The sequence below is a fragment of the Deinococcus soli (ex Cha et al. 2016) genome (genome assembly GCF_001007995.1).
Taxonomy (GTDB): domain Bacteria; phylum Deinococcota; class Deinococci; order Deinococcales; family Deinococcaceae; genus Deinococcus; species Deinococcus soli.
Map to the genome: position 1 here is coordinate 1,493,430 of NZ_CP011389.1, position 17,680 is coordinate 1,511,109.

At 71.0% G+C, this 17,680-nt stretch carries 16 protein-coding genes; 5 read left to right on the forward strand and 11 right to left on the reverse strand.

Features of this window, described 5'->3' with window-relative positions; translation table 11 throughout:
• Positions 1 to 7: 7 nt before the first annotated feature.
• Positions 8 to 2,047, reverse strand: a complete 2,040-nt coding sequence (locus SY84_RS07425) for a molybdopterin oxidoreductase family protein (RefSeq protein WP_046843488.1) — start codon at positions 2,045 to 2,047, stop codon at positions 8 to 10.
• 181 nt (positions 2,048 to 2,228) lie between these two features.
• Between SY84_RS07425 and SY84_RS07430 the strand changes: the two genes are divergently transcribed.
• Both SY84_RS07430 and SY84_RS07435 read left to right on the forward strand, forming a co-directional pair.
• The gene (locus SY84_RS07430) at positions 2,229 to 3,623 is read left to right on the forward strand and encodes a TldD/PmbA family protein (protein WP_046843489.1); all 1,395 of its coding nucleotides are present in this window, start codon (positions 2,229 to 2,231) and stop codon (positions 3,621 to 3,623) included.
• Positions 3,620 to 4,987, forward strand: a complete 1,368-nt coding sequence (locus SY84_RS07435; RefSeq protein WP_052751078.1) for a TldD/PmbA family protein — start codon at positions 3,620 to 3,622, stop codon at positions 4,985 to 4,987. Before SY84_RS07430 ends, SY84_RS07435 begins: the two co-directional genes overlap by 4 nt.
• A gap of 21 nt (positions 4,988 to 5,008) precedes the next feature.
• Here SY84_RS07435 and SY84_RS07440 read toward each other — a convergent pair whose 3' ends face one another.
• From SY84_RS07440 to dkgB, 7 genes are all read right to left on the reverse strand, one after another.
• Entirely contained in the window at positions 5,009 to 5,674 is a 666-nt protein-coding gene (locus SY84_RS07440) for a Type 1 glutamine amidotransferase-like domain-containing protein (RefSeq protein ID WP_046843490.1), read from the reverse strand.
• Positions 5,671 to 6,513 carry a dihydrofolate reductase family protein gene (locus SY84_RS07445; protein WP_245621426.1) on the reverse strand — a complete coding sequence of 281 codons (843 nt, stop codon included), beginning with the start codon at positions 6,511 to 6,513 and terminating at the stop codon, positions 5,671 to 5,673. Before SY84_RS07445 ends, SY84_RS07440 begins: the two co-directional genes overlap by 4 nt.
• Before the next feature lie 18 nt (positions 6,514 to 6,531).
• Positions 6,532 to 6,942, reverse strand: coding sequence for a VOC family protein (locus SY84_RS07450; protein WP_046843491.1), 411 nt, complete (start codon positions 6,940 to 6,942; stop codon positions 6,532 to 6,534).
• Positions 6,939 to 7,313: a VOC family protein gene (locus SY84_RS07455; protein WP_046843492.1), complete on the reverse strand. Its 375-nt coding sequence runs from the start codon at positions 7,311 to 7,313 to the stop codon at positions 6,939 to 6,941. The genes SY84_RS07450 and SY84_RS07455 overlap by 4 nt, the downstream gene beginning before the upstream one ends.
• On the reverse strand, positions 7,313 to 7,717 hold the full coding sequence (locus SY84_RS07460) for a VOC family protein (protein WP_046843493.1): 405 nt from the start codon (positions 7,715 to 7,717) through the stop codon (positions 7,313 to 7,315). Before SY84_RS07460 ends, SY84_RS07455 begins: the two co-directional genes overlap by 1 nt.
• Positions 7,718 to 7,870: 153 nt before the next feature.
• Entirely contained in the window at positions 7,871 to 8,938 is a 1,068-nt protein-coding gene (locus tag SY84_RS07465; RefSeq protein WP_046843494.1) for a M4 family metallopeptidase, read from the reverse strand.
• A 192-nt stretch (positions 8,939 to 9,130) separates the two neighbouring features.
• The gene (dkgB, locus tag SY84_RS07470; protein WP_046843495.1) at positions 9,131 to 9,940 is read right to left on the reverse strand and encodes a 2,5-didehydrogluconate reductase DkgB; all 810 of its coding nucleotides are present in this window, start codon (positions 9,938 to 9,940) and stop codon (positions 9,131 to 9,133) included.
• Between the two features lie 227 nt (positions 9,941 to 10,167).
• Here dkgB and pnp point away from each other — a divergent pair, with 227 nt between their 5' ends.
• A complete protein-coding gene (gene pnp / locus SY84_RS07475; RefSeq protein ID WP_046843496.1) occupies positions 10,168 to 12,339 on the forward strand; it encodes a polyribonucleotide nucleotidyltransferase in 2,172 nt (723 codons plus the stop codon).
• Positions 12,340 to 12,440: 101 nt separating this feature from the next.
• Here the strand turns inward: pnp and SY84_RS07480 are convergent, their stop codons facing one another.
• Together SY84_RS07480 and SY84_RS07485 are read right to left on the reverse strand one after the other, a co-directional pair.
• Positions 12,441 to 12,680, reverse strand: a complete 240-nt coding sequence (locus tag SY84_RS07480) for a hypothetical protein (protein ID WP_046843497.1) — start codon at positions 12,678 to 12,680, stop codon at positions 12,441 to 12,443.
• Positions 12,681 to 12,724: 44 nt separating this feature from the next.
• Positions 12,725 to 15,133, reverse strand: a complete 2,409-nt coding sequence (locus SY84_RS07485) for a transglycosylase domain-containing protein (RefSeq protein ID WP_046843498.1) — start codon at positions 15,131 to 15,133, stop codon at positions 12,725 to 12,727.
• Between the two features lie 218 nt (positions 15,134 to 15,351).
• Between SY84_RS07485 and ttcA the strand changes: the two genes are divergently transcribed.
• A complete protein-coding gene (gene ttcA, locus SY84_RS07490) occupies positions 15,352 to 16,236 on the forward strand; it encodes a tRNA 2-thiocytidine(32) synthetase TtcA (protein WP_046843499.1) in 885 nt (294 codons plus the stop codon).
• 37 nt (positions 16,237 to 16,273) lie between these two features.
• Positions 16,274 to 16,978, forward strand: coding sequence for an HAD family hydrolase (locus SY84_RS15875; protein ID WP_052751079.1), 705 nt, complete (start codon positions 16,274 to 16,276; stop codon positions 16,976 to 16,978).
• Here the strand turns inward: SY84_RS15875 and SY84_RS07500 are convergent.
• Positions 16,973 to 17,608 carry a LysE family translocator gene (locus SY84_RS07500; RefSeq protein WP_046843500.1) on the reverse strand — a complete coding sequence of 212 codons (636 nt, stop codon included), beginning with the start codon at positions 17,606 to 17,608 and terminating at the stop codon, positions 16,973 to 16,975. The two genes, SY84_RS15875 and SY84_RS07500, sit on opposite strands and share 6 nt — an antisense overlap.
• Between the last annotated feature and the right edge of the window lie 72 nt (positions 17,609 to 17,680).

Here is a 17,680-nt window from a genome sequence, read left to right on the forward strand (position 1 = left end):
CTGCGCTCTACGCGGGCGTGATGCGGATGCGGGTGTTGTGGAAGGTGCTGCCGCCCCCGAGGTCGGTCAGGGTCTGCGCGGTCAGTTCGTTGATGCTGCGCCCGTCCGGCGCGCTGAGGCCCCACCACGTGCCCTCCAGGATGGCCGCGCCGGGCTGCGCGGCGTCTGTGACCTTCACGCGGCGCTGCACGCTGCCGACCTCGCTGCTCAGGGTGGCGGTGTCGCCGTCGGTCAGTCCCGCCGCCTGCGCGTCGTGGGGGTGCAGCAGCAGGTGCGGTTCGCCGCCCTCGGCGCGGTTGAGGTTCGGCAGGTTCCCGTATGTGCTGTTCAGGAAGTGATGCGCGGGGGGCGTGATCAGCCGGATGGGGTACTCGGCACTCAGCTGCGCCTGGGGTTCACGGTGCTGCGGCGCGGGGCTGAGCTGCACCTTCCCGCTGGGGGTCTCCGCGCCGTGCGCGTACGGCAGGAACCCCTCGGGGAGGTTCAGGCGGACGCTGCCCTCGGCCTTCAGGCGTTCCGGGGTGATGCCCGCCACGAGGGGGTGGTCGGTGGCCAGCACCTCCTTGAGCAGGTCGTCCACGCTCCAGTACACGCCGGGTTCCGTGACGCCCAGACGGCGCGCGAGTTCCTGGAACACCCAGGAGTTCGGCCGCGCCTCGCCGGGCACGTCCAGGGTGGCGGGGTTGTAACCCAGGTAGTGGTGGCCGTAGCTGGTGTACACGTCGGCGTGCTCGGCGAAGGTCGTGGCGGGCAGCAGGTAGTCGGCCAGCCGCGCCGTCTCGGTCATGGCCTGTTCCAGCACGACGACCAGCAGGTCATCGCGTTGCAGGCCCGCGCGGACCCGCCCGGCATCCGGGGCGACCACCGCCGGGTTGCAGTTGTAGATGAATGTGGCCCCGAAGCCCCGTTCCGGGCGCAGGGCGGCGGCGTACTCGTTCATGTTCACGCGCGCCGCGTCCGGACGGATCAGGTGTGCGGCCCCCAGCCGGGCGCGGTTCAACCGGAACGCCCCGCTGGTGCTCAGGGTGCAGCCGCCCCCCCGCCAGCGCCAGTCGCCGGTCAGCGCGGGAATCAGTGTCACGGCGCGGAGGTTCGTGCCGCCGTGCTCATGGCGGGTCATACCGTACCCCACCCGGAAATACGTGGGGCGCGTCGTGCCGACCGCGCGGGCGAAGTTGCGGATCACGTCCGCGTCCAGCCCGGTGACCCCGGCCGTGCGCTCGGGCGTCCACTCGCGGGCCGCCTCGCGCAGTTCCTCGATGCCGGTCGTCGCCTCGGCGATGTACGTCTCGTCCGTCCAGCCGTGCGCGAACAGTTCGTGCATCACGCCCAGGGCCAGCGCGGCGTCCGTGCCGGGAATGATCTTCAGGTGTTCGTCCGCGAAGGCCGCCGTGCGGTTGCGGTACGGGTCCACGCACACGATCCGCGCCCCGGCCTTACGGGCCGCCGTCAGGTGCGGCGTCAGGTGACTGTTCGTGCTCAGGGAATTGATGCCCCACAGCACGATCAGCCGCGCGTGCGCCACGTCCGCCGGGTCCACCCCGAAGCGCGTGCCGTAGCCCAGACTCCAGGCCTCGGTGCCCGCCGTGGCGCAGATCGTCTCGTCCAGTTCCGGGGCGCCCAGCGCGCGGAACAGCGCGTGCACGTGCGTGCCCTCCATCAGGCCCATCGTGCCCGCGTAGTTGTACCGCAGGATGCTCCCGGGTCCGCGCGTGTCCAGCAGGGTGCGCAGGCGCGCGGCGATGTCGTCCAGCGCCTCGTCCCAGGTCACGCGCTCCCAGACGGGCTCGGCCTCCGTCTTGGCGTTCACGCGTTTCAGGGGGTACAGCGGCCGGTCCGGGTGGTTCGCGCGGGCCGGATAATGCACGGTCTTTGCACACGCGAAGCCCTTCGTGATCGGATGCGCGGCGTCCCCCGTCACCTTCAGCATCCGCTCCGGCGCGCCCGGCGCGTCGCGGCCCACCGTCACCTTCAGGCGGCAGGCATCCGGGCAGTCCAGCGGGCAGGTGAGCAGCACGTCACGCGAAAGGGAGTCGGGCGCGGTCATACCGCGAGGATACGCGCCCCCGCCACCTACCGGGAGGGCCGGTTCAGGCGGGCGCGGCCGGTGAGGTGGCGCGTGAGGGGGTGGGCAGAACGCTAGGCCATCTGGCCTGCCCGGCGGGTTTCTGCCGCGCTCGGGCCGGGCGGGCCGGTATGGTGACCGTCACGGACAACAGGAGGCAGTCATGCTGGATGAGGCGTTGGTGGCGCAGGTGCTAGGCGCGGCGCAGCGGGGCGGGGCGGATTTCGCGGAGCTGTTCGTGGAGGACCGCGTGAATACGGCCCTGCGGCTGCATCAGGGGGAACTGCGGGACGCGCGGGACGGGAACCTGTTCGGGGCGGGTGTGCGGCTGCTGTACGGCACGCAGGTCGTGTACGCGTACACGAACGACGTGACGGCGACCGGGCTGCTGGAGCTGGCGCGGCAGGTGGCGCAGGCGCGCGGCGAGGCGGGCGTCACGGACACGGGCGGCGCAGGCGGCCTGGACTTCACGCGGGTGAATGTGCGGCCCATGCAGGTGGCGCGCGAGCATCCGCTGCACGCCGCGAAGGCCCGCAAGCTGGCCCTGATGCGCCGCGCGCACGCGGCGGCGGCCGGGGTGGGCGCGGTGCGGACGGTGGATGTCACGTACCTGGACATGGTGCAGCGCGTGCTGATCGCGAACTCCGAGGGGTTGTGGGCGGAGGACGAGCGGCTGAGCACCCGGATTGCCTGCACGGCCATCGCGCAGGAGGGCACGGACCGCGCCACGGGGTCATCCAACCCCGGTGCGGGACGCGGCCTGGAGTTCTTCGAGGAGCGCCCACCCGAGGAAATCGGCGCGGAGGCCGCGCGGATCGCGAACGCCATGCTGGGCGCGGCGTACGCCCCGGCGGGTAAGTACCCGGTCGTGATCGGGAACGCGTTCGGCGGCGTGATCTTCCACGAGGCGTGCGGGCACATCCTGGAGACGACGGCGGTGGAGAAGAACGCCAGCGTGTTCGCCGGGAAGATCGGGCAGCGGATCGCGCACGACTGCGTGACCGCCGTGGATGACGGCACGATTCCTGGCGCGTGGGGTGCGCTGGGCGTGGATGACGAGGGCATGGTTCCGCAGCGCACCACCCTGATCGAGCGGGGCGTGCTGAAGTCGTACATGGTGGACCGTGTGGGGCACCTGAAGACCGGGGAGGCCCGCACGGGCAGCGGTCGGCGTGCCAGTTACCGCTACGCGCCCGCGAGCCGCATGCGCAGCACCTTCATCGACGCGGGAGACCGCACGCCCGAGGAACTGATCCGGGGCGTCCAGCATGGCATCTACGCGCGCACCATGGGGGGCGGAAGCGTGACGCCGGGGACCGGGGACTACAACTTCGCCGTGAACGAGGCGTACATGATCCGTGGAGGCGAGGTGGCCGAACCGCTGCGGGGCGCGGCGCTCGTGGGGAACGGCGCGCAGGACCTGATGAACATCGTGGGCGTCGCCGGGGACCTGCACCTGGGCCAGGGGATGTGCGGCAGCGTGTCGGGCAGTCTGCCGACCGACGTGGGGCAGCCGCACATCCTGATCTCGGAGATCACCGTGGGGGGCCGCGCATGACCCGCCTGAAACGTGATCCGGCCGCGCAGCTGTCCCTGGAAGGGGCTCAGACTTTCCTGCTGGGACTGGCCCGCGCGCGGGGACTGGAGCTGGAGGTCTTCGCGCAGCGCGAGCAGAACACCAGCGTCAGCGCCCTGAAGGGTGAGGTGACGCAGTTCCAGCTGTCCACGCAGCAGGGCGTGGCGCTGCGCGTGCTGCGGGGTGGCGCGTGGGGTGAGAGCTTCACGGAGAACCTGAGCGAGGCGGCCCTGGAGCGCGCCCTGGACCGCGCCTCTGAGAACGCCGAGCTCACGGTCCCTGAATCGGGCGCGGCGCTGGTGAACTGGCCGCCCGCCCCCGCGCTGGACCTGAGCGGCGAGGGCCTGAGTGGCGTGACGGTCGCGCAGAAGGTCGCGGCGGCCCTGGAGCTGGACCGCGTGGCAGCCGGGGCCGACCCGCGTGTGATCAGCGTGCCGTACGGCGGGTACTCGGACAGCGTGCGCGACTGGCAGGTGGCGAACACGGGCGGGCTGGAGCGCAGCGCGCAGGCGCTGTCCGCCATCACCGAGGTCTACCCGCTGCTGTCGGAGAGCGGGCAGAGCAAGATGGACGGCGACTGGCAGTTCACGCGGGAGTTCACGCAACTCGATCCCACCCGGACGGCACTCGTGGCGGTGGAGCGCGCGGCGGCGCTGCTGGGCGCGCGGCCCGCGCCGAGCGGGGCGTTCCCGGTGTGGATCAGCGGGCGGGCCATGGCGGAACTGCTGGGCCTGTTCGCCCCGATGTTCAGTGGCCGCATGCTCGAGGAGGGCAAGAGCCCCCTGGCCGGGCGGGTGGGTGAGGTGATCGCCGCGCCGGGCGTGACCATCGTGGACGACGCGACCCTGGAGACGGGGCTGCTGGCCCGCCCGTTCGACGCGGAAGGCTGCCCCAGCGCGCCCCTGACGCTGGTGGAGGGCGGCCTGTTGCAGGCGGTGATGCACAACCAGGGCACCGCTGCCCGCGCGGGCGTGGACAGCACCGGGCACGCAAAGCGGTACGGCCTGGGCGGCCCGGTGGGCGTGGGGCACAGCAACCTCTTCCTGCGGCCACATGCGCCCGGGGGGGCCGCGCCGCCCGCCGCGTTCAGCGGGATTCAGCTGCTGGGCGTCAGCGGCGGGCACGCGGGCGCGAACGCTGTGACCGGGGATTTCAGCCTGGAGGCCAGCGGGTTCCTCGTGCAGGACGGCGAACGGCAGCACGCGCTGGACGTGTTCACGGTCGCCGGGAACTTCCTGGATCTGCTGCGGGACGTGCGGTGGGTGGGGGCGGACCTGCACTGGACGTCCCTGGGCACCGGCGCGCCGGACGTCCTCGTTGGCGCCCTGTCCATCGCCGGACAGTGACGGGCCGGGGAGTGGCGCCCGTCACGGGAACGCCCGCCACTCCCCTTCCGAGATGACTTCAGTCACGCCGTCCACGATCCGCAGGGCGCTCTGGTCGTCCAGGGCGTAGGCGGGCCCGCCGATCTGCGCGGCCCAGGTCTCGGCGTTCGCCATGCGGTTGTCGGGAAAATCCGGGTAGTTCAGGTGCGGGAAGATCGAGACGTCCACGAGGCCCAGCCCCCGGTCGTCGCCGTCCGCGCCCGGCCAGGACAGGAACTGCCCGCCGATGCGGGGGGTGAGGGCCATGCTGCCCGCGCTCACGCCCACCCAGACGGTGTCCTTCAGGCCGGGGAGCAGGTCGGCCAGTCCGGTCTGCCGCAGCCAGTGGGCCAGGAAGGCCGCGTCGCCGCCGTCCACGAGGAGCACGTCTGCAGCGCGCACCCATGCCTCCCAGCGGTCGCGGGGGCGGTGCGGCAGGGCCAGCAGTTCCAGCAGGCCGACGCTGGCCCAGCCCAGGTCCACCATCGGGGCGGGGCTGCGTCCGGCCACGAAACGCCACGCGCTCCCGGGCGTGCACCAGGGGTGCCCGTGCTGCGCGGTGGGAATGCACAGCGCATGACACTCGGTGGTGGGCCTGCCGAGCATCTCGACAAGCGCGGCGTGGATGCTGGCGTTCGTAACGCCACCGGACGTGAGCAGCAGCTTCATGGCGCCTCCTGCGGGGCAGCGAAGGTCAGACTGTGAACGGCGAGAGCCTCCCGCAACGTCCCGAGCGCTTTTGGCCCCATGCCGTGCAGCGCGGCGATCTCGCGTTCGGTGCGTTCCGCGAGGGCAGCCAGCGTGGTGACGCCTGCGTTCGTCAGGGCGCGGCGGGCCGGGGCGGCCACGCGCGGCAGGTCGCTCAGGACATCCTCCCTCATCGGCCCTTCCGGCAGCAGCATGGCCGTGGCCCACACGTTCAGCACGTTCCCGGAGCCGGGGAAGGTCTCCGAGCGCAGCAGGCGGAACGGCACGGGGGGGCGGCCCGTGAACAGGGGCGTGCCGCCGGGCCCGGCCAGCAGCGGGAAGGTGGTCAGGTGCAGTTCGTCCACCAGTCCGCGCGCCAGCAGGTCATTCCACAGCAGACGGCTCAGGAGGATCAGCAGCGGTCCGCCCGGCTGGCCTTTCAGGGTGCGGACGGTGTCGGGTGCGTCGGCCACGCGGACGGCGCGGGCGTTCGGGAAGGCGGTCAGGTCGTCGGGGGTCAGGTAGTCGGACACGGTGACCACCTCGATCTGCGCGATGCGGCGCGCGAAGGCCCGGCGGACGTCGGTGGCGGCCGGGTCAGTCAGGACGCCCTGCCAGTAGCGCAGGTTGTTCAGCGCGGACTCGTGCCCGGCCAGCAGCAGCGTGCCCGCACGCTTCAGCAGCGAGAGGGTGTAGTGATCAAACTGGTCGTCGGCGTGGTAGTCGGGGTGCTGGTACTCGAACAGCGGCGCGAGGGTGCGGGTAGCGTCCTCGTAACAGCCGTCCAGCGTGACGAAATTACAGACGATCAGTGGGCGCATGTGGGGGCACCTCGGGGGTCAGGGGCGGGCGGTGATCTGCTGAACCGTCCAGCCGTTCCCGTCCGGATCCTGAAACGACAGGAATCCCACGAAGTTCAGGTCGTCGTCGGCTGTGGCGGGACGTGGGCTGGGGCCGCCCAGCACCTGAATGTCGCCGGCGGGGACGCCGCGGGCGAGCAGTTCGGCGTGCGCGGCGCGCAGGTCGTTCACGACGAGTTGCATGCCTCGCAGGGTGCCGGGCGGCATGGGCCGCAGCGCGGAGCCCATCACCACGCTGCATCCCGAACCGGGGGGCGTGAACTGGATGACGCGCTGACCGCCACGCACGGTGTCGTGATCCACGTGAAAGCCCAGCCCGTCGGCGTAGAAGGTGCGGGCGCGGTCGAGGTCCGTGACGGGCACCACGATGACTTCCAGCGTCCAGTTCATGCGGGCAGGTTCACCTGCCAGGACACGCCGTGCGGGTCGTTCAGCCACGCGAAGCGGGTGCTGAAGCCGTAGTCGTCCGGGGGCATCAGGTACTGGCCGCCCGCGCCGAGCGTGCCACACACCCGGTCGAATTTCTCGCGGGAGTCGCAGTCGAGGAACAGCGACGTGGACGGCGTGAACGTGAACGCGTGTGGGACGGGCGAGTCGGTGACGCGCACGCGCTGTCCGCTCAGTTCCAGTTCGGCCAGTTGCACGCGCCCGTCGGGGGTGTCCTGGCGGTGCAGGAGGCGCGCGCCGGGCAGGGTCAGGTACAGCGCCAGGGCGGGGGCAGCCTCACCCTGGAACATCAGGAAGGGCGTGACGGCGCGCATCAGGGCTGTGGGAGGACGTTCATCATCCAGTGGTGCCCGTAGCGGTCGGTGAGCTGCCCGAAGGTACCGCCCCAGAACGAGGGGCTCAGCGGGTGAGTGACTGCGCCGCCCTGCGCGAGTGCGCCAAAGACCTGCCGGGCGTGATCGGCGTCGTGGGTGGTCAGCGCCAGGGTGACGCTGTGGGTACGGCCCACGTCCTCGGTCATGTCCGAGGCGCTGAGGGTCAGGGGGCCGCTGCTGAGACTGCCGTGCAGGATGTGCCCCTGCATGTGCGCCGGGATCTGCGCGGCGACCGGGGAGTCCGCGACGGTCATGAGGTCCAGGGTGCCGCCCAGGCACGACTGGTAGAACTCCAGGGCCTCGCGGGCCTGTCCGCCAAAGCCGAGGTAGGGGTGCAGGTGCATGGGTGACCTCCCGGCGGGAGGACATCCCGCCTGAATGTGGCGAATCTGACGATGCCGGATTAGCCTAAAACAGAACATCCTCCCGGCGCAAGTCCCGACAGTGGAACAGGAGACAGGCCAGCACCGCCTCTCCCCCGTTCCACTGATCTGCCCTTACTGCAGGATGCCGCGATCCACGAAGGCCGCCTTCACGGTGGCCGCCGCCCCCGCGCCGTACATGGCCTGCGCGGTGTCCACGGTGTGCTGCGCGGCCGCCGCGAACGTGGTGTCGGGCGCGAACCGGAACTGCGCGTTGATGATGATCCGGTCGGCCGTCTCGCGGCCCAGGGCGTTCCAGATGTCCCACAGGGCGCGCGACCAGATCTGCCCGTCAAAATGCACCTGCCCCTTGCGGTCCGCGTACTTCAGTTCTGTGTCGATGCGCCGCAGACAGTGCGGTTCGCTGGTGGTGTAACTGGTGGCGTCCCAGTCCATGATGCAGCCCAGAGGCGCCAGCGTCGGCACGCCCAGGCGGCCTGCCACCGCGGACCCGACCGTCATGGCGAAGTAATCCCCGAAGCCCTCACCGATCGCACCCGCCTCGATGCTGGCACCGAACCCGGCCACCTGATCGGCATGGATGGCGTGCCCGTACTCGTGCAGGATCACCTCGCCGTCCTCGGCGTCATCCACACCGCCCTTGCCCAGGCGCAGCCAGTTGTGCTTGTCCCACAGGTAACTGTTGTCCACGCCCTGCTGGCTGACCTTCACGAGCATCTGACTCTTCTTCACGGGCGCGAGTTCCGACCCGAAACCCAGGGTCTGCAGGTACTTCTGCGCCTCGGTCACCCAGTAGTACGCCATGACCTGCTCGAAGCCGTCCTGATCACGCGTGAAGTTGAACGGTCCCGTCCCGTACACGGGCGCGCCCGTCTCGTTGATGACTTTCGCCCAGCGGCCACTCAGGTACCCGCTGCCGTCCAGGTCGGTCAGGGTCACGCTGTGGTAGGCGGCGGCAGGCACGGCCGCGGCGCTGTCCTTGTCGTCCTGGAGGGTCTGGACGCCCGTGCTCTGGATGGGATTGGGCATGAACACCCGGGCCTGCGCGGTCGCGCTGCCAGTGGCGGGTTTGCCCGCGCCGCCCTGCGCGCCCAGCGTGCCGCCGGCCGGGGTCTGCCCGCACGCGGCGAGCAGCGAAAGACCGAGGAGTCCCGTCAGGGCCGACCGAGTGTTGAATTTCATGGTGCGGGCAGTCTACCCCACCCGCCGGGGGGGAACGGGCACCGCCCACCCTCACCCCCGGACGGGTGGGCAGAATGCAGGGTTGCCAACTTCACCCCCGAAACCCGCGTTGCTCTTTCCCGGCGGGGCAGCTCTGCGAGTCGCATCCGCCCGGGTCGAACGTGTTGGCACACCGTTCAACCGGAGTCCGTATCAGTCCCAGACGGGCCGGGCGCTCTCCGGGCTGGCGATGCGGGCGGCCTCACCCACGTCCAGCGCCGCGATGCGGTCCATGTCCTCGGTGGTCAGCTGGAGGTCCTGCGCCCGGAAGTTCCCGGCGAGGTTCTCACGTTTTGTGCTGCTGGGAATCACGCTAAAGCCCTGCGCCAGCGCCCACGCGAGAGCCACCTGCGCGGGATTCGCGCCGTGCGCCCCGGCAATGTCGCGCAGCACCGGGTCGTCCATGACCTTCCCGACCGCCAGCGTCATATACGACGTGAGGTGCAGGCCCTCCCCACGCGCGAACTCGACCAGCCGGCGGTTCTGGAGGTACGGGTGGATCTCCACCTGATTCGTCGCCAGCGGCACCACACCCAGGATCTCCCGGGCCCGGCGCAGCCCCGCGACATTGAAGTTCGACACGCCGATCTCGCGCGTCAGGCCCTGCTCGCGCGCTTCGGCCAGCGCCGAGAGGTACTCCTCGGGGCGCACCTCGCCGTTCGGGACCGGCCAGTGGATCAGGGTCAGGTCCACCTGCTCCACGCGCAGTTTCTCCAGGCTGACGCGCAGGCTGTCCAGCAGCGCGTCCCGGCGGTAGTTCGCGGGCTTGATCTTCGTGGTGAGGTACACGTCCGCGCGCGGCACGCCACTCGCGGCGAGCACCTCGCCGATCTCGCCCTCGTTGTCGTAGCCCTGGGCCGTGTCGATGGCGCGGTAGCCCAGCTCCAGCGCGTCCGCGACCACCCGGCGCACCACGTCGTCTTTCAGGCGGAACGTTCCCAGTCCGAACTTCGGTACGGTCATGGCCGCACTCTGCCACGCCCGCCCGCCGGGACGACTTCAGCGGATCTTCAGGGACAGCAGCAGGCCTGCGGCCAGTCCCCCCAGCCACCCGCTGCCCGGCCTCCAGCACCTGACCGGCCGCGTTCACTGTGAGTTCCAGCATGTTCGTCACGTCTCCCGCTCCGCGCCGCGCAGAGGTTGCCGCGCGTCACGGCGCGGGCCTGTCCGGGCGGGATAGACTGGATTTCATGATCGGAAAGACTTACAAGACGATGCTCGGGGAGCGCGAACTGAGCATCGAGACGGGCAAGCTTGCCAAGCTGGTGAGCGGCTCCGTGACCCTGCGCTACGGCGACACGGTCGTGCTGGTGACCGCGCAGGCCCGTGAAGAGAAGAGCACCCTGGACTTCCTGCCGCTGACGGTGGAGTTCGAGGAACGTCACTACGCCGTCGGGAAGATTCCCGGCAGCTTCCACCGCCGCGAGGGCCGCCCCGGCGAGAAGGCGATCCTGTCGGCGCGCATCACCGACCGTCAGATCCGCCCGCTGTTCCCCAAGGGCTACCGCCACGAGACGCAGGTGATCATCACGGTCCTCAGCGCCGACCAGCAGAACCTGCCGGACGTGCTGGGCCCCATCGGGGCGTCGGCCGCGCTGAGCATCAGTGACATCCCCTGGAACGGGCCGACCGCGTGCGTGCGCGTGGGCCAGATCGACGGGCAGTTCGTGCTGAACCCCACCGCCGACCAGCTGGAGCGCAGCCGCATGGACCTCGTCGTGGCGGGCACCCGCGACGCCGTGATGATGGTCGAGGCCGGCGCGCAGAACGTCGCCGAGGAAGAACTGGTGGCCGCGATCGAGTTCGCGCACGCCGGGATGCAGGGCGTCCTGACGCTGATCGAGCAGATGCGCGCCGAGCTGGGCCAGGAGAAGTTCAACTTCCTGGCCGACGGCGACCTCAGCACGGACCTCGTGCCGGAACTGGCCGAGGCGGCGCGCGCCGCGGGCCTGCGCGACGCGCTGCTGACCGCGAAGAAGAAGGACCGCTCGGCGGCCATCAAGGCGCTGCGGGACCGCCTGATCCAGGCGCGCATCCCCGACGGTGAAGTCGAGGGCGCCGAAGAGCGCCTCGTGGCGCTCAAGAGTGCCTTCGGGAAGGTGGAGAAGCAGGAACTGCGCCGCCTGATCCTCGAAGACGACCTGCGCGCTGACGGCCGCAACAGCCGCACCGTGCGGCCCATCTGGATCGAGACGCGGGCGCTGCCCCGCGCGCACGGCAGCGCGATCTTCACGCGCGGCGAGACGCAGGTGCTCGGCGTGGCGACCCTGGGCACCGAACGCGACGAGATCCTCGTGGACGACCTGACCACCGAGACCGGCGACAAGTTCCTGCTGCACTACAACTTCCCCCCCTACAGCACCGGCGAGGTCAAGCGCATGGGCGGCCAGTCCCGCCGCGAGATCGGGCACGGCAACCTCGCCAAGCGCGCCATCCGCGCCGTGCTGCCCACCTTCGAGGAGTTCCCGTACGTCATCCGCCTCGTGGGCGAGGTGCTGGAATCCAACGGATCCTCCTCCATGGCGACCGTCTGCTCCGGCACGCTGGCCCTCATGGACGCCGGGGTGCCCATCAAGGCCCCCGTGGCGGGCGTGGCGATGGGTCTGGTCATGGAAGGCGAGAAGTACCGCGTCCTGACCGACATCCTGGGTCTGGAAGACGCGCTGGGCGACATGGACTTCAAGGTGTGCGGCACCGCCGACGGCATCACCGCCCTGCAGATGGACATCAAGGTGGGCGGCATCACCCCGCAGGTCATGCGTGAAGCCCTGGCGCAGGCCCGCGAGGGTCGCCTGCACATCCTGGGCAAGATGGCCGAGGTGCTCGCCGCGCCCCGCGCCGAACTGAGCCCCACCGCGCCCCGCATCGTGAGCCTCAAGATCAACCCCGAACTGATCGGCAAGGTCATCGGGCCCGGCGGCAAACAGATCCGCGAACTCGAAGCCATGGGCGCCCAGGTCACCGTGGAAGAGGACGGCACCATCCGTATCTTCAGCGCGGACGGCGCCGCCGCCGAGGCCGTCAAGGCCCGCATCGAGGGCATCACCCGCGAGGCGAAAGTCGGCGAGGAATTCGACGGCACCGTCGTCAAGACCGCCCCCTTCGGCGCGTTCGTCAACCTCTTCCCCGGCCAGGACGGCATGCTGCACATCAGCCAGATGAGCGAGGAAAGAATCAACGCCGTCGAGGACGTCCTGAACGTCGGCGACAAGCTGCGCGTAAAGATCGCCAACATCGACGACCGCGGCAAGATCGACCTGATCCGCCCCGAACTCGAAGGCAAGATCGCCCCGCGCGAACCCCGCCCCGCCCGCAGCGGCGACCGCGGGGACCGTGGCGGCCGCCCGCCCCGCCGCGACTGAGGGTCAGAGTTACAGGTTGATGGTTGAAAGTTGAAGGAGGGGGCGTGCGGATCACTCGCACGCCCCCTCCTTCTGCCCTTCCCACAACCCACACCCCTCCCCTAGCGGTTCAGCAGCCCGTACAGGCCCACGGCGGTGCCGATCAGACCGGCGAGCAGGGCGGGCAGCAGGGTCGCCAGGGGCGCGCCCAGCAGCAGCAGGGCACCCAGCAGCGCGAAGGTCAGCAGTTCCCCCGCGATGCCGGGGATGGACACGCGCGGCAGGTCGCGGGTGAGCAGCAGGACGCTGCCGAGCGCCAGGGCGGCGGCCAGCAGGGACATCAGCCAGAACAGGGCCGTCATGCGCGCAGTGTAGAGCGCGGGGACGGCCCCGTTCCTGCTGGAGGTCAGTCCAGGGGTTGGATCTCGTTGATGGGGTCCGTGGTGTCCTGCCCGTCCGGGGTGGTCGGGTCCGGGAGAGGCTCGACCGGATCGCCGGGGTTCTGATCCGGGACGGCGTTCGGGTCGGGTTCGGTGGGCAGCGGCTCCGGGGGGTTCTGCACGGGGACGTCCGGCGCGGTGTCGGGCGTGGCGGGCTCCGGCGCGGGGGTGGGGTCCGGCTGCACCTGCGGTTCGGGTGGCGTGGCGGGAATGGCGTCCACCGGGGTGGGCTCGGGGGTCGCCTCGGGGGTGGGTTCGGGGGCCGCGACCTCCTCGGTGGGGACGGGCGCGGGTTCCGGGTCGGGCGCCGGGGTGGGCTGCACGGTCGGGGCGGGCTGGCGGCGGCGGCCGAAGAACCCGCTGCTCCTGCCGCTGCCGTCGCGGGCGACGGGTTCGTTGTCGGCCTCCTCGGTGCGGAAGGCCATGTTCACGTTCCGCACGACGCGGTACGTGACGCCGTCCGGCTCCCGGAAGGCGGCCTCGGGCTGCCCGGCCAGCGCGCCCGCCACCGCCTGCTGCCAGATGGGGGTGGGAATCTCGCCGCTGTACGCCCAGCCGGGCAGTGGGCCGCCCTCCTGCTTCCCGACCCAGACGGCCCCGGCGACGGTGGGGGTGACGCCCGCAAACCAGAGGTCCTTGATGTCGTTGGTGGTGCCGGTCTTCCCGCCGACGGGCCAGCCGGGAATCAGGGCGCGCGTGGCGAGGCCCCCCTGTGAGGCGCTGAGGTCGTTCACGACGCCGCGCAGCATGTCCAGGCCCAGCCACGCGGCGCGGGCGTCCCACACGCGCTTCGGGGTGGGGGCGGCGCGGGTGTAGATGACCTTGCCGCGCGCGTCCTCGACCTTCCGGACCAGGGTGGGCGCGTAGTACAGGCCGCCGTTGGCGAAGGTGGCGTACGCGGACGCCATCTGCAGCGGGCTGGCTTCCAGCGTGCCGATGGTCAGGGACAGCCCGGCGTTCGCGGGGGGCGTCAGGCCCAGGTCGCGCAGTTTCGCCTCGAAGGTCGGAATGCCGAGTTCCTGCCCGATCCGCACGGTGGGGAGGTTCAGGCTGTGGTCCAGCGAGTAGCGCAGGGTGACGTACCGGCCGGTCCAGCGGCGGTTGTAGTTCATGGGCTGGTAGTCGCCGCTGATGGGCGCGTCGAGGACGGTGTCGCTCTGTTTCCAGCCCTTCTCGAGCGCCAGGGCGTACAGCAGGGGCTTCACGCTGCTGCCCACCTGCCGCCGGGCCTGCGTGGCGTTGTTCCAGTCGCTGGGCCGGGCGTCCGTGAGTTTCTGCCCGACCAGGGCCAGCACCTCGCCGCTGTCCGGGCGGACCAGCGCCGCGCCCAGCGTGGCGCCGTCGGGCAGGCGCGCGCCCCGGCTGGCCTGCTCGGCGGCCGCCTGCGCCTGGGCACTCATGCCGGTGTAGATCTTCCCGCCGCCGTACAGCGCCTTGCGGCCGATCAGGGGCAGCAGTTCCTTTTCCACGGCCTGCAGGTAGTAGAAGTTCGAGTAGCGCTGCGCGCCCTCGGTCCGCTGGAGGTTCTCGCCCAGGCGGTCCGGGCGTTCCAGGTTCGCGCTGCGCAGCGTGCCGTCCGCGTTCCAGCCGATGCGCCACCCGGCCGGGTAGATCGGGGTCTTCCAGGCGGCGTCCGCCTCAGCCTGCGTGACCTGCCCGTCCTCGACCATGCGGGCCAGGAGGCTCTTCATCAGGGGGCGGTACGACTTGAATTCCTTGTAGCGGCGGTTGGGTGCGGGGATGATCGTGGCGAGGTACACGCTCTCGGCGAGGTTCAGTTCCGCCGCGTCCTTCCCGAAGTATGCGTGCGCGGCGCCGCCCGCCCCGATGATGTCGCGGTTTCCGCCGTCGCCCCAGTAGATGACGTTCAGGTACGCGTTCAGGATCTGCTTCTTGTCGAAGTTGCGTTCCAGCTGGTAGGCCAGGACCGCCTCCTTGAACTTGCGTTCCGCGGTGCGCGCGCCCTGAAAGTCGGCGAGCAGGGTGTTCTTCACGACCTGCTGCGTGATGGAGCTGCCGCCCTCCAGGTCGTTCTTCAGCAGGCCCTTCAGGAGGCCGCGCCCGATGCCGATCACGTCCACGCCGCCGTGCTGGTAGAAGCGGCGGTCCTCGCTGGTCACCACGGCCTTCTGGAGCCACGGGCTGATCTGCCCGGCCTTGAGCAGGTCGCGATTCACGCTGCCGCCGCTGCTCAGGCTGGGGGTCAGGGTGCCGACCAGCGTTCCGGCGCGGTCGTACACGCGGGTCTGCCCGCTGAATTCCAGGACGTCCAGGTCGGACACGCTGGGCAGGTCGCGGCCCCACGCGGCCCACAGGCCGCCCACGCCAGCTGCTCCGGCGAGCAGCGCGCCGCCCAGGATGTTCAAGGCTCTCATCGGGGCCACTCTAGCGGGTGAAGCTGAACGGAAGCTGCGGCGGCAGAGGGGGCGGCGGTGGCCGTCATGAGTGGCAGTCTGCCACGCGCGGGCCGCTACGCCGTCCACAGAAAGCATGAGCGTCCCTTGTGGCTTGCGGGCGCCCGGGGCGGGGGGCGGGGCGAGGCAGGGAACACTTGCCCCGCCCCGCAGCGCGTACCATGACCCGTTAGCGCGCCATGACCCAGACTGCCCCCCCCACCCCGACCACCGACCCCCGCCTCTTCCAGACGATCGTGAAGGGGGTGGGACAGGCCATCGGCGACTACCGCATGATCGAAGGCGGCGACCGCGTGATGGTCTGCCTGTCCGGCGGGAAGGATAGTTACACCCTGCTGGACGTCCTGCTGCACCTCCAGAAGAAGGCGCCCATCGATTTCGAGATCGTCGCGGTGAACCTCGACCAGGGCCAGCCGGGCTTCCCGAAGGACGTCCTGCCCCGCTACCTGACGGAACTCGGCGTGCACTTCGACATCCTGACCGAGGACACGTACAGCGTCGTCAAGGACAAAACACCGGAGGGCAAGACCACCTGCGCGCTGTGCAGCCGCCTGCGCCGCGGCATCCTGTACGCCCACGCCCGCAGGATCGGCGCGACGAAGATCGCGCTGGGCCACCACCGCGACGACATCCTGGAAACGCTGTTCATGAACCTGTTCTTCGGGGCGCGCCTGAAGGCCATGCCGCCCAAACTCCAGAGCGACGACGGCACGAACGTCGTGATCCGCCCCCTGGCGTACGTCGCGGAGGCCGACATCATCCGCTACGCGCAGGCGCGCCAGTTCCCGATCATTCCCTGCAACCTCTGCGGCAGCCAGGAGAACCTGCAGCGCAAGGTGGTCGGCGAGATGCTGGAAGGCTGGGAGCGGGAACATCCGGGCCGCCTGACGAACATCGCCCGCGCCCTGACCCGCGTCACCCCCAGCCACCTGATGGACCGCACCCTGTTCGACTTCGCGTCCCTGAGCGTCACGCCCGCCGAGGGCGACCGGGGGTTCGACCCGGACGAGTACCCGCAGCGCGAGTTCCTGAGCGGGGTGCAGGAACTCGACATGCTCGGCTGAGGCCGCGCGCGATGGGTGCGGCGGATAGGCTGCCGGAGTGCGTCCCGACCTGCCCGCCCCGCTGCGCTTCCTGGCCTTCGACTTCGACGGCACGCTGACGGATTTCGTCACGGCGGACATTCACGCGCTGGACACGCTGCGGCGCGCGGCCTGCCCGGACGTGCCGCCAGCAGCGTTCGAGGACCGGGCGGTCGAGGAGATCATGGCCTTCCACGACCGGGTGGAGGCTGGGGTGGCCGACCCGCTGCGGCAGGACGGCGAGCGGCTGGGGCGGACGCTCGCGGCGTACGGCGTGACGCTGACAGAGGAGCACCTGGGCCTGTATACGCGGGCGCTGGTGGCGGCGACCGTGCCCGTGCCCGGCGCGGCGGAGCTGCTGCGCGACCTGCGAGCGGCCGACGTGCGGCTGGCGCTGCTGTCCAACGCGTACGACGGCCCGGCGCAGCGGGCGCGGGTGCAGGCCTGCTTCCCCGACGTGTTTGAGGTGGTCGTCATCGCGGGTGAGGTGGGGGCGCTGAAACCCGATCCCCTGCCGTTCCGGGTGCTGCTGGACGCCCTGGGTCTGCCGGCCGGGGCGGGCGCGTACGTGGGGGACAGCCCGGAGCATGACGTGCGCGGCGCGGTCGCGGCGGGCCTGAGCGCGTGGCACGTCCACGCCCACCCGCGCGTGCGGGAGAGGGCGCTGGCGGGCGGCGCGGCGCTCAGCGTGGCGGCGCTGGCCGACCTGCCTCTGCCTTCATGACCCGTGGGGGATCAGGGCGGTGCCCACGCCCAGCGCGAGGTATACCCCGCCGGACACCCGCTGCTGCCGCCGGGCGAAGGTGCGGCTTCCCTGCCAGCGCCGCCCCAGGCTGCCCGCCAGCAGGGCGTACGCGCCGTCACTCAGGGTGGCGAGGCCCAGGAATACCAGCCCCAGCGTGAGCGTCTGCGCCCACATCGGCCCGTGACCGGGGTGCACGAACTGCGGCAGGAACGCCAGGAAGAACAGCGCCGTCTTGGGGTTCAGGGCGTTCACGACGGCCCCTTGCCGGTAGATTCGCGTCAGGGGCGGCGCGTCCGGTACGGTGACCGTCAGGGCGTCCGGGGTGGGGGCGCGCAGGGTGCGGAGGCCCAGCACGATCAGGTACGCGGCCCCCGCCCATTTCAGGACGCTGAACAGCAGGGCGCTGGACAGCACGAGCGCGGAGACGCCCAGCGTGGCGGCCAGGACGTGCACCAGTCCGCCGGTCTGCACGCCCAGCGCGGAGACCAGTCCGGCGCGCCGTCCCTGGTGGAGGCTGCGCGCCACGATGTACAGCACGCTGGGGCCGGGAATGACGATCAGGGCCAGCGCCGCGACGCTGAAGGCGAGCAGGGTGGGCAGGTCAGGCATGCCCGAGCATAGCCGCGCCCTGCCAGAACAAGCGCGGACCGCCCGGTCAGTGGCGGGTCCGCGCCGTCAGGA